General features: G+C 52.0%; 11 protein-coding genes. 6 read left to right on the top strand and 5 right to left on the bottom strand.

What is annotated here, in order from left to right; all coding sequences use genetic code 11:
- Positions 1-2: 2 nt before the first annotated feature.
- Together IPN95_06235 and IPN95_06230 are read left to right on the top strand one after the other, a co-directional pair.
- On the top strand, positions 3-767 hold the full coding sequence (locus IPN95_06235; protein MBK9449003.1) for a TatD family hydrolase: 765 nt from the start codon (positions 3-5) through the stop codon (positions 765-767).
- Between the two features lie 395 nt (positions 768-1,162).
- Positions 1,163-1,693: a DUF1573 domain-containing protein gene (locus IPN95_06230; GenBank protein MBK9449002.1), complete on the top strand. Its 531-nt coding sequence runs from the start codon at positions 1,163-1,165 to the stop codon at positions 1,691-1,693.
- A gap of 61 nt (positions 1,694-1,754) precedes the next feature.
- On the opposite strand, the gene IPN95_06225 is transcribed toward IPN95_06230, so the two are convergent.
- Positions 1,755-3,572, bottom strand: a complete 1,818-nt coding sequence (locus tag IPN95_06225; GenBank protein ID MBK9449001.1) for a M61 family metallopeptidase — start codon at positions 3,570-3,572, stop codon at positions 1,755-1,757.
- 182 nt (positions 3,573-3,754) lie between these two features.
- A complete protein-coding gene (locus tag IPN95_06220) occupies positions 3,755-4,117 on the bottom strand; it encodes a hypothetical protein (GenBank protein MBK9449000.1) in 363 nt (120 codons plus the stop codon).
- Between the two features lie 190 nt (positions 4,118-4,307).
- Here IPN95_06220 and IPN95_06215 point away from each other — a divergent pair, with 190 nt between their 5' ends.
- Positions 4,308-6,398: a tungsten formylmethanofuran dehydrogenase gene (locus IPN95_06215; protein MBK9448999.1), complete on the top strand. Its 2,091-nt coding sequence runs from the start codon at positions 4,308-4,310 to the stop codon at positions 6,396-6,398.
- Between the two features lie 58 nt (positions 6,399-6,456).
- Positions 6,457-6,885, top strand: coding sequence for a DNA mismatch endonuclease Vsr (gene vsr, locus IPN95_06210; protein ID MBK9448998.1), 429 nt, complete (start codon positions 6,457-6,459; stop codon positions 6,883-6,885).
- 142 nt (positions 6,886-7,027) lie between these two features.
- Here vsr and IPN95_06205 read toward each other — a convergent pair whose 3' ends face one another.
- Both IPN95_06205 and IPN95_06200 read right to left on the bottom strand, forming a co-directional pair.
- A complete protein-coding gene (locus tag IPN95_06205) occupies positions 7,028-7,939 on the bottom strand; it encodes a DUF2279 domain-containing protein (protein ID MBK9448997.1) in 912 nt (303 codons plus the stop codon).
- A gap of 77 nt (positions 7,940-8,016) precedes the next feature.
- Complete coding sequence (locus IPN95_06200) at positions 8,017-9,417, bottom strand: phosphoglucomutase/phosphomannomutase family protein (GenBank protein MBK9448996.1); 1,401 nt, start codon at positions 9,415-9,417, stop codon at positions 8,017-8,019.
- Between the two features lie 99 nt (positions 9,418-9,516).
- Between IPN95_06200 and IPN95_06195 the strand changes: the two genes are divergently transcribed.
- On the top strand, positions 9,517-10,926 hold the full coding sequence (locus IPN95_06195) for a DUF2723 domain-containing protein (protein ID MBK9448995.1): 1,410 nt from the start codon (positions 9,517-9,519) through the stop codon (positions 10,924-10,926).
- The gene (locus tag IPN95_06190) at positions 10,923-11,228 is read left to right on the top strand and encodes a hypothetical protein (GenBank protein MBK9448994.1); all 306 of its coding nucleotides are present in this window, start codon (positions 10,923-10,925) and stop codon (positions 11,226-11,228) included. The genes IPN95_06195 and IPN95_06190 overlap by 4 nt, the downstream gene beginning before the upstream one ends.
- A gap of 93 nt (positions 11,229-11,321) precedes the next feature.
- Here the strand turns inward: IPN95_06190 and IPN95_06185 are convergent, their stop codons facing one another.
- Positions 11,322-11,900, bottom strand: a complete 579-nt coding sequence (locus IPN95_06185; GenBank protein MBK9448993.1) for a hypothetical protein — start codon at positions 11,898-11,900, stop codon at positions 11,322-11,324.
- Between the last annotated feature and the right edge of the window lie 387 nt (positions 11,901-12,287).

Here is a 12,287-nt window from a genome sequence, read left to right as displayed (position 1 = left end):
CAATGAAAATGATTGATACGCATTCGCACTTGTATTCCAAGCAATTCAAGGGCGATTTGGACGAGGCCGTGAAACGGGCCAAGGAAGTGTTGTCCCATGTTTTCCTGCCCAACATCGACCTGCCCTCGATTGCAGAGATGAATGCCGTGGCCGACCGGGACCGCAGCTTCTTTTTTCCGATGATGGGCCTGCATCCGGGTTCGGTCGGGGAGGATTGGGCGGATGTTTTGGCGGCGATGGAAAAGGAATGGGACCGGGGCGGCTATGTCGGCGTCGGCGAATGCGGTTTGGATTATTATTGGGACAAAACCTTTATACCGCAGCAAAAAGCGGCCCTTCGCCTTCAAATCGAATGGGCAAAAGCCAAAAATCTGCCGTTGATACTGCATTGTCGCGACAGCATGGACGATGTCATCGAATTGGTCCGGGAAGGGCAGGATGGGCGCCTCAAAGGCATTTTCCATTGCTTTACCGGAACCGTGGAGCATGCGAAGCAGGTACAGGACCTCGGTTTTGTGATGGGGATCGGCGGCGTTTTGACGTACAAAACCAGCGACTTGCCGGCAGTATTAAAGGAGATTCCGTTGGAGGCCTTGGTTTTGGAAACGGATTCGCCTTATCTGCCGCCGGTGCCGCACCGTGGCAAACGCAATGAAAGCAGCTATATCCCCTTGATAGCCAGGAAACTTTCCGAAGTCAAGGAAGTGAGCCTCGCCGAGGTCGCCCGGGTCACAAGTGCCACGGCTTTGCGGGTATTTGGGATGTAATTGTTGCGTTTTTCTGGCCACAAAGACACAAAGGCACGAAGAAATGCTGCTTGACTTTGTGCCTTCGTGTCTTCGTGGCAAAATTTGAAAGCATTCGCAGATAGCCCCTACGTGACAGAAATTGGCCCAGTTTTTGCAAACCTCCGAACCGAATTCGTATCTTTCAACTTCAATTTGATTCAATTAACATAGAGAATACAATGAAAAATATCCTACGTACCTCCTTGCTGCTGATGGCGCTCCTGATTTCGGTGACGGCCATTGCCCAAACCTCGTCGGCCGTCGCGGATCAAGCGACAAAGACCACAAAAACCACCAAAACCAAGCGCAAAGCGGCCGCCAAGAACACCAAAGCTGTTTCCGCCACACCTTCTGCGCAGAAACCAGCCTCCGAAATGACACCTGCCGAAGTCGCCGCGGCTGCCAAAAATGCAGCTGCAGCACCCGCCGTCACGCCCACAGCGCCCGCAGCCGTTCGCACGGATGATGCAACCACTCCCGCAGGCGTGAGCTTCACACCCAATGCCCCGGTAGCCGAAGAAGCCGCACCGGCCATTCCCGTCACCACCATCAAATTTGAAGAAACAACCTTCGATTTTGGTCAGATCAAGCAGGGCGAAACGGTCACCCACAAGTTCAAATTCACCAACACAGGTGCCAATCCCTTGGTGCTCGAAAATGTGAAGCCTTCTTGCGGTTGCACCGCGATCAATTGGCCTAAGGAGCCGATTGCGCCTCAGCAAACTGGCGAAATCGAAGCCCAATTTAACAGCACCGGCAAAGTCGGCGATCAGTTGAAAAACATCACCATCACCTTGAATACCGTCGAGCACTTGGAGCGCCTTACCTTTACCGGCGTTGTGATTGCACCGCCAACCGATGGCGCAGCACCAGCGCATACGCCCGGCGACGGTCATCAGCACTGATTGATCTGAAATAAAAGTTCGGGGATGGCATTCAGTTTTGAGTGCCATCCCCGAACTTTTTTTATTGCCTTGATTTCAGCCAGCCTTCCAGCAAGGCCGATTGTTCAGGTTTGGCGGATTTGCTCACGGCAAGCGCATAGGTTTTGGGCACCCAAGTGCCTGTCCATGTCACTTTGACAGTTTCCATTCCCGCTTCGCTTGCCACTTCGAGGTCAAGTTCCTTGGCTTTTTTGAATTCGGCAAAAAACTTGGCAGCGTCAAAGTCTTTGAAATCCTTGCCATTAACCTTGAGGATCAGCATGTCGTCGCCGAGGCCCGACATGGCGGCATCCGTTCCCGGACGCACCGATTCGAGGAGCAATCCTTCGGATTGTTTGGACGACTTTTCGATGCCCAACAATTCCCAGGTTTGATTCGCCAGTGGCTTTTCTTCCAATTCCAGCCCCATCGGACCAAAATAGTCGGCATAGTTCAGCGGAACCGTGCCGTTGACATATTGGTCAAAGAAGGTTTTCCAGCTTTGTCCGGTCAGGTTTTCAATGGCGCGTTGTACGGCATCTTCCTCCAAACCCTTGTTTTGTTTGAAATATTCGGCGTAAAGCTTCTTGAAAACGTCGTCCATGCTCAATTTTCCCGCAGATTTCGCCCGGATTTGCAGGTCAAGCAACAATCCGACGCGGGTTCCGAGGGTGTAGTAGGAAATATGGGCATACGGGGCGTGGTAATCCGACCTTTCCAGCCAAGAATCGAAGCTGCTTTGCCCCGAGGAAATGATTTGGCTGGCATAATTCGATTCCAAAGCCTGAATGGTACGTGCCAGAATCGAAAAATAGGTCTCCCGCGTGTACAAACCTGCGCGGGCGAGGCAAAGTGAGGTGTAATAGTCGGTCACACCCTCGGTAAACCACTGCAAAGTCGTGTAATTCTCCTTTTGATAGTCATAAGGCCACATCGCAGCCGGCCGGATACGTTTGACATTCCAAAGGTGAAAAAATTCGTGGGCAGAAATGCTGTTGAGCCGCCCAATGGCAGCCGCAGATTGCGCCACGGTATTGGGCATGGCAAAACAGGAAGAATTTTTATGCTCCACCGCATGCCCCATGTTGTAGGGCAGCAATTGGTAGATAAAATGGTATTCGGTCATGGGGAATTCGCCGAAAATGGCCTTTTCCTCTGCGATGACCTTCTGGATATTGCCGAGAAATGCGTCTTCGGTTTCCTTTCCCCCTGCGAATTCACCTTGGAAATGGAAGTAGAATTCGGTGTCGCCGATGCGGCGTTGCAGGGTTTTGAGGGAAGGGGAAAGAATAGTCGGGCAATCCACAAATTCATGGTAATCAGGCGCAACGAAGACATTGTGGGTGCCCGCAAGCTTGGTCATCGCTGTGGCGGATTTCCAGTCCTTGGGCATCGAGGCGACCGTGAGCGTGCAAGGGCGCGCGTAGTCGTTGCGCAGGTGCATGAAAAAATTGACCGGATTGAAGTAGGCTTGGGCTTTGTTCAGTACGCTGGAACCGGCATCCATCGTATTGGCGTAGAATTGATAGCGAACCTCGATTTCGCCGCCGGCTGCCGGGGTCGGTACGCGCCAAGTATTGGCATCGACCTTTGAAAAGCTGAGTTTTGCGCCGTTGGCATCAAAGGCTTGGAAGGCCGAAACACCTGCTGCGTAGTCCTGTATATAATAGCGTCCAGGGCGCCACGCCGGAATCTGAAAATCGGAAAAGCCCTCGGGCGCCGGAGCCGTCTTCAAACTGACCTCATACAAATGCGAGGCAGCATGCGTCCAACTAAGGGTGTAATTGTAGGATTGACCCATCAAGGCTGCGGGCAACAGCAGCAGCGCGCAGCAAGCAATTCGCATCAGGAACATTTTCATGCCCTGAAATTAAGGAAAATCTCAGCAGAATTGCCCTGCGAAGGTGGCGCTAGTTTGGTCCGCGAAGGTGGCGCTTCCAGCACAAGGTGTAAGCGCCACCTTCGCTAAACTTGCACCATCCATGAGCGAAAAGGGCGCACACACCGCATTTGGGTAGCGCCCTCTTCGCATTGTCCTCCAACTCAAATATGGTGGCTTGCAAACGCCTTGAAGCGCTTGCGCAAATCCATCAGCGAAGTTTCGAGGTGTGCCATCTGTTCGCGGAGGTGATCGTGGTCGTGATTGGGATCAAAGGATTCCCGGCCTTCGCGTTTGATCATGAGTTCGTGGCGCAAAATCAAATGCCGTTGATCGTCGATGCGTTGGAGCGTCAGGAAAAACAGGTCGCGGTATTCCTGCACATGTTCCTCGGTCATGGGCGTATGATCGTTGTCCAAAATGGCCGTAAACAGCTTCTGTTGGAAGAATTTGATCTCGTCTTGGTAAAAATCCAATTCGCCGAGCCAAGTTTTGTGGTCTTTGTGCAATTCGTTGAGTGAGGACATTTTCTGCGCTTTTTTCGTGGAATTCAAAGCTATCGCAGGAATGGTGCCCAAAACCTGACAATCGTCAGTTTTTGAATTGACCTTGTTCAATGGGGCGCTTGCAACAAGGACTTGACGATCGCGAAGTCTGTTTTGTCCGTTTGCCCCTCCGTGACTAACTTTGGTCTTTTGTGAAACGTGAATTCTCCGAATGCTTACCAAAGTTAGAATTTCGCTGGATGTATTGATCGACGCCTACCGCCTGATGTGTACGGCCAAGGAAATGACCCTGCTGTACGAAGCCAACAAGGAGGTCACGGCCAAGTACGTCCATGCGACCTCGCGCGGGCACGAAGCGGTTCAACTCGCCTTGGCCATGCAATTGTTGCCGCAGGACTTTGTGGCACCTTATTATAGGGACGATTCGATTTTGCTGGGCATCGGCATGACGCCCTATGACTGCATGTTGCAGCTTTTGGCCCGCAAGACCGACCCCTTCTCCGGCGGCCGCACGTACTATGGCCACCCGAGTTTGCGCGATGCCGACAAACCCAAGATTCCACACCAATCTTCGGCAACCGGCATGCAGGCCATTCCGATGACCGGCGTCGCCCATGGCTTCAAGTACATGGAAAAAACCGGATTGGCCGATTGGAACATCCTGGATTTTGACAACCTTCCTCCGGTGGCCGTCTGTTCGTTGGGCGACGCGGCGATGACCGAAGGCGAAATTTCGGAAGCCCTGCAAGAGGCCGTCCTGAATTCCTTGCCGATCCTTTACCTTGTACAGGACAATCAATGGGACATTTCGGCGCATGCGCGGGAGACGCGGTCGCAAAATGCCTTCGAATTCGCCCAAGGCTTCAAAGGACTCGAGGCCATCAGCATCGACGGCAGCGATTTTATTGAGAGTTACGACACCCTGCAACGGGTTTTGGATACGATTCGCCGCGAGCGCCGCCCATTTTTGGTGCATGCAGAGGTGCCGCTGCTCAATCACCATACTTCAGGGGTTCGCAAGGAATGGTACCGTCCCAAAGAAGACTTGGAGGCCCATGCCAAAAACGATCCTTGGCCCAAACTCCGCAACGAATTGCTCAAAATCGGCATCGGCGAGGAGCATTTGCTGCAAATCGAAGATGAAGCCCGCAAACTTGTCGCCGCTGATTATCAGCGTGCCCTGCTCGAACCGGAACCCGGAATTGAAGACCTCAAAACCCATTTCTTCGCGCCCACAACGGTGACCGAGGAGTTGGGCGTGCGCGAACCTGCTGGTGCTGCCGAGATTCCGATGGTCGACGCGGCATTGCATGCGATGGACCAAATGTTGGCGCAATTCCCCGAGGCCCTGCTTTACGGGCAAGACGTCGGCGGCGAATTGGGTGGCGTGTTCCGCGAGGCAGCGACTTTGGCCAAAAAATATGGCGATTCCCGCGTTTTCAATACCCCCATTCAGGAAGCTTATATCGTGGGTTCGACCGTCGGCATGAGCGCCGTGGGACTGAAACCCGTCGTCGAAGTCCAATTTGCCGACTATATCTGGCCCGGTGTGAACCAATTGTATGCCGAGGTCAGCCGTTCTTGCTACCTGAGCAATGGAAAATGGCCGGTTCAAATGTTGTTGCGGGTGCCGATTGGCGCCTATGGCAGCGGCGGACCGTTTCACAGCAGCAGCGTCGAATCGGCGATTGTGACGATCAAAGGCATCAAAGTCGTTTATCCGAGCAATGCTGCCGACATGAAAGGTCTGTTCAAAGCTGCGTTTTTGGATCCGAATCCCGTGGTGATGTTTGAGCACAAGGGGTTGTATTGGGGCAAGGTTCCGGGTTCAAAGGATGCGCGTTGCATCGAACCGGATGATGACTACATCGTCCCGATCGGAAAGGCGCGTACGTATTTGGCAGCGGATGCCGATGCCATCGAAAACGGCGAATCCTGCGTTGTGATCACTTATGGCATGGGCGTCCACTGGGCAAAAAATGCGGCCAAGGCCAATTTCCCCGGTCGCGTCGAGGTGCTCGATTTGCGGAGTTTGCAACCTTACGACTGGGAAATGATTTGCGAAAGGGTGAAACTGCACGGAAAAGCCTTGGTTTTGACCGAGGAATGCATCGAAAATTCATTCGCCCAAAGCCTCGCCGGACGGATTTCTGAAGAATTGTTTGAGGTGCTGGACGCTCCAGTCAGAGCTGTCGGTGCCGAGGTATTGCCTGCCATTCCGCTCAATTCGACATTGGAAGGCCTGATGCTGCCGAACGCGGACAAAGTGGCCAAGCAATTGGACTGGCTGTTGCAGTACTGAGTGGGAGAGGGCTTTTGACCGTATCTTTCTCCTGACGCAGCTTTCAGCATATTTGCCGATGACCCATCAACGCAAAGTTCTGACGCGTAGCGAGATGATGGCGCGGATTCCGAGCAAGAATACGCGGCCGGAACTGCTTGTCCGTCACTTTCTTTGGGCAAGCGGATTCCGTTACCGGTTGCACGGAAAGCAACTTCCTGGCAAGCCGGATATCGTCCTCAGTCGGTACAAAACGGTGATTTTTGTGCATGGTTGCTTCTGGCACGGGCATGCAAATTGCAAACAATTCAAACTTCCCGCCACTCGTCGTGCATTTTGGGAAGCCAAAATCACAGCCAATCAAACGCGTGATGCAGCAACCATAGACAAGCTCCAGTCATTGGGCTGGAACGTGATCATCCTCTGGGAATGCGAAATAGAGGGCAAGGCGGGTCGTCCGCGGCTCGTGCGGCTGCTTTCCGAGATCTTGGGGATTGAGGGGATGTAGATTCGTGGCTTAATCCAACAGCCCTCCTGCAGATCGGGTTCAGATTTCGAAATCCATTCAAATCATGGCCCCAAGAACCCTAAACCGAATATTGAGAACCCAACAAGTAAACCATATTGAAGGTTCAATTCTCCATTCTCAATTACATATACAACCAATGCCAGCGCAAACCATGTTTGCTGTTGTATTCCAGGGCGGGACTTGGCAGGTGAATGCAATCCAGAATGTCCAGAATCAGCCGCAAAGCACCTGAGCGGGTCTTGATCGCACTGAGGTCGATGTCTGGGCTGAGGTAATATTGACGGTATTCCCGTTCAAGGATGGCAGGTGTAAGGCCGTTGTCATAGCCTCCTAAAAGTCCATTCGCCCCGTAACCGACTGCCAAATTGAGCCAACGGGGGTACTTTTGCTTGAATTTGCCATCGGGAAGGAAGGAATGCACTCGGAAACTGAGCCAACCGGTATGGCCGTTATAATCCTTCAAATATCTGGTGTATTTGTCCCCGAAGAGGTCGGGCCGCACATCGGAATAGGGAGTTGGATGATAGGAAACCTTGACTTGAATCCGCTGCTCGGACCAAAGCATTTCATTCCCGAAAGCCAATGCGCCCCCACTGATGTCGGCCACAATGTCGCCCCAAGAGGCGCCCCATTTTTCAGCAAATCCATCCAGTAATTCCACCGGCACCATCGCCAATCCGCCGATCAAGCCGCCATAGAGCGCAGCTTTTTTGCGGGGAAGGCCACTCCATTTGAAGAGGCCGATCATGCCGCGGGCACCTTGGTAGCCGCCCATCGTATGTCCGATTTTGTCGACCTGCGCCCATTCGTGGTTGTCGTCAAAGAAGTGAAACTTGGTCAGCGGATAGTCTTGATACCAAGTCAAAGCCATTCCCAAATAGGCGACGCCGTAGCCACCCAAAGTTGTGCCGGTGACCGCCAAAACCCGCTTTTTGTTCCGAACGGTATCCTGCAAAAAAAACGAGGAATCCCCACGGAGGAATTCGTTTTTCCGCGGTTGCCAATTGTAAGGCAGAGCGGATTGGGCCTTCACATTCGAAGAAAAAAGAAGCAAAATCCACCCAGTCAGGAGAATTCCTGCAACGGTTTTCCTTTGGAAGTGGCCACTGTTCATCCTTTGCGAATGGCTGCGATCACGGCATCCAAAATGGCTTCCGCACCGGCGCGGGTGGCACTTTCGGCATAAATGCGCAAAACGGGCTCAGTGCCGGAGGGACGAATCATCACCCATTGCTCGTCGGCAAAGTCAAACTTGTAGCCGTCCAATGTTTGGGTGCGGATGACCTTGTAATCGCCGAATTCAGTATAGGGGCTGGATTGCAGCTTTGCGACGATCGCATTTTTTTCGGCTTCCGGCAGGTGCAGGTCGCGGCGTTGGAAATTGAAGGCGCCGACGATGTCGTAGATTTCCTGAACGAGTTCGGTGAGTTTTTTGCCGGATCTTGCCATCATTTCGAGGATGGTCAAGCCGATGTAAATGCCGTCGCGCTCAGGGACGTGGCCTGCAATGGCAATTCCGCCGGATTCTTCGCCGCCGACGAGTACATTTTCGTTGAGCATGATCTCGCAGATGTACTTGAAGCCGACCTTGGTGCAATCGACGGGTAATCCGTAGAGGCGGGCCATTTTGTCGACCTTGGGCGTCACAGAGAAGGTATAGACCACCTTGCCCGTCAGCCCTTTGACTTTGTGCAGGTAGTGGATGAGCAGCAGAATGATGTGGTGACTGTCGACGAATGTGCCGTTTTCGTCAAACAAGCCAATGCGGTCGGCATCGCCATCGGTCGCCAATCCGTAGTCCAATCCGGCTGAGCGAATCAAGGCCTGGAATTCGGTGAGATTTTTCTCGATCGGTTCCGGAGCCGTTCCCATGAAGGAGGGATTGTAGTCGGCATGGAGCATGGTCGCTTTGGGAAACAGCTTGCGAAAAGCACGTTGGCCCGCGCCATACATCGCGTCATAGCCGATTTTGATACCCGATTGGTTGATCAAATCCAGGTCAAAACTTTCCCGGATGTGGTTGAGATACAGCGATTCCATATCGAAATGCTGGATCAGGCCTTTTTCTTCGAGTTCGGAAAACGTCAACGGATAGTCGCAAGGCGTATCGGGAATATGGGCTTCGACTTCTGCGACGGTACTCGGGAGGCCCGGCCCACCGAAGTCGCCTTTGATCTTGAAGCCGTTGTACTCCGGCGGATTGTGGCTTGCGGTGATGACGATGCCCGCACTGACCTGACGCTTGGCGACCGCGAGCGACACCATCGGCGTACTCACAAAACGCTGTGCGACAAATACCTGGATGCCATGGCTCGCCAAAACGCGAGCGACTTGGTTGGAAAACAAGGATCCATTGAACCGGCAATCATAGCCGACCATGACGCTGGGCTTGGGATAGGTGGCATTGAGCCAAATCGCCATGCCTTCGGTGACACGGGTGAGGTTCTCGATCGTGAAACTCTCCGCGATGATGGCTCTCCAGCCATCCGTGCCAAATTTGATGGGTTGCATACGCATTTCCTGATTGGGAAGTGGGCAAATTACGCATTTTGGCGTGGAATGGGGATGTTGATTTAAGTTTATCTTTGCCTTTCGGTCGAATTCATCCGCATGGCACAAAGCACAATCCCCGAATCAACACCGCGCTATTGGAACCAAAAATGGTTTCCTTGGCTTGTTTTCGGTGGATTTGCGGTGATTTACCTGATCAACCGCAGTCCTTTTGTCGGATTCAACGATGGCCTGACCTTCCTGGATTCAGCTGCGCATGGTTTTGATTTTGCGACCAACGCCACCAGCCATTTTCTATACAACAACTTGCAGCATGTGTTGCTGAAGGTTTTCTTTTTCATGCCGCATGTTGTGGTGCTCACGCTTTTTTCAATCTCCTGCGCTCTGGGGACGCTGTTTTTCGTTTACCGAATCGGGCGATTGTTGGCTCCAAGTCCAGGCTTGGCCCTGTTGCCGGTTGTCGTGTTGGGCATCAGTTTCACTTTCTGGCAACAGTCGGAAATCATCGAGGTGTATGCCTTCAACAACCTGCTTTTTTCTGGATTCGCATTCGCCGCCCTCAAAGACATTTTATCCCATCAACGACGGAACTACTTGCTGTTGAGTTTGTTATTGGGCCTCGGTTTGCTCACGCACATTCAGCACATCTTGTCCATCCCCTTTTTTCTGGCCTACCTCTGGTGGCGAAATGACCTTCGAATTGCCCAAAAGATCTTGGGAATGTTGCCTTGGATGGCATTGATGAGCATTTTGTTTATTCTGCCGGCGCTCACGCACCAGCATTCCTTGCGGGCAGTATTCTTCGAATCCAAATTTCAGGACGAGTTGCTCGGGGTGGATTTGCTTGTGATGATAAATGGGCTGGTGTTGGGAACGGCGATGCTGGTTTACAATTTTCAGCTTTTGTTGGTGCCGATTGGCTTGGGTTGGTGGCAATTGTGGAAGGTAAATCGTCGGCTGATGATTTGGCTGTTGGTGCTCGCCTTGCCCTACCTTGCGTTTGCGGTCAAGTATTCGGTGAATGACAATCATGTTTTTTACCTCTGTTTCTACATCGTATTGGTCTTGCCCTTGGTGTTTTTTGCTGCGAATCAGGCGATGAAAAGGCCGCGAATGTTGGGTTGGTTGTTTCCTGCAGCATGGGTTTTGCCGATTGTGATGTATGCAGCGGCCACGATTCTGGCTCCGAATGTCGGAGGGCTTGCGCGCTACGATGCCCAAAAGGCGTTCAAAGGCGGAGTGGTGCACATGCTTTGGCCGGGAAAGGCTTGGGCAAAGGATCCGCTGGCCATCGCGTGGCGGGAGGCGCATCTCTGTCAACACGATCCCAACAACCGCATTGACGAATGGAATTTCGAGGCTGCGGTGCGCTATTTGAAAAGGAATTGCCCGGAATCTTCTTCGGAAGGCGGCATGACGATCTATCCCGGACTTTCGGCATTGGTAGATTCCTGTTTTTTCGAATGTCCCGAATTGCTTAATTTGATGCAGAAAATTCCGAATCAATGAATTCAAGGTTTGTTAAAGCGTTTGTTGTCACTGCGGCGGTTGTCATCTCCAATCTGATGATGACCTCCTGCAAGTCCTACTGTCCTGCCGTGGATGGTACCGGAAATACGGCTTCACGTGGCGTGCGGCGCACTTTTGGCCGCACGGATTGTCCGGCAGTTGCCGGAACGGGCAATTACAAGCCCAAGCTCAAAAACAAGCGCGAAGATGGTTTGACTTCGGCCAAAATGGCCCGTGCCATGGCCAAGGCGGAAAAGAAGAAAGTCGGACCGATTGAAAGCAAACGCCTTCATTTCGATTAAGATTGTTGAATCTATCTTCTCACAGCGAGGGGGAAGCATAAAAAAAGAGGCCGCTTGTTGAAAGCGGCCTCTTTTTTATCGTGCAAACAACAATCAATTGGTCTGTGGAGCCGAATTGACGGTGGCGCATGCTGGGGAGCAATAGTTGAAGGTATAGCCGTTTGCGATTGGCGTGCCCGTGACCCAAGCATAGTTGGTTGCGGTGACGTTGCCAAAGATGCCGCGTGTTGTGATGCGTGCCCAAACGACGAAATCGGTGCAGGAAGGTGTGCTGCTCAAACCCGAAATCATGGTGTATTCGTTTAATGGCTGGCTCAGGAGCGACTGAAAACCAAAGTTTTCTAGATCAACGTTGCCATCGGAGTCCATCGGCAAATTGCCGATATCGCCTTTGAATACTTTCAATTCGTCGAGATACTTGAATTGGTTGAGGTCAAAAATCAAATAAATGTTTTCGCTGCTGTTGAGCATTTCCAAGCTGCCGAGGTCGGTGGTGCCGTCCTTGAGGCGCGAAAAAACAGAGGGACCGCACTGTTGTGTCGGACGTGCAACCTGCTGATAGCTGCCAGAAATATTCTGCGGAGCCGCGGCGGGATCGACATTGTCTACTCCACAGCTGAAGGCAAATGAACCCAAGATGAGGCAGACCAGAAGGAGTCTAAAATTTTTCATTGATTTCTGATTGATTTCTTTCATGCAAAGTAGTGAAGGATTTCTGGCAAATCAAAACGTTTTATGAATTTTTTCAAGAATTCGTACATCTAATCTTAAAGCTATTTTCCATTCTTGAATGTGTTATTCAGACACTTTCAAGCTGTTAAGCTGCCTTTTCGAGGCTGTGTGGACGTTCAGGAAGATAATGTCGCAGGAGAAATGGTTCAAAAACGATGAATTTCTTTCATCGGGAGTTGGGCGATTGAAGAAGGAGGCTTCAACGGCAAAGCGGGTTCTTTTTTGAGATGGTGGCTGAATGAGAATTCGATTGCTGTCAGGGAAGGGCAATTTTGCCATCCTATTTGAAAAAATGAGGACACAAAAAGGATGCGGTGGGTTCGCTTG

The organism is Bacteroidota bacterium (assembly GCA_016718825.1).
GTDB lineage: Bacteria > Bacteroidota > Bacteroidia > J057 > JADKCL01 > JADKCL01.
This window is presented reverse-complemented; position numbering and strand designations above follow the sequence as displayed.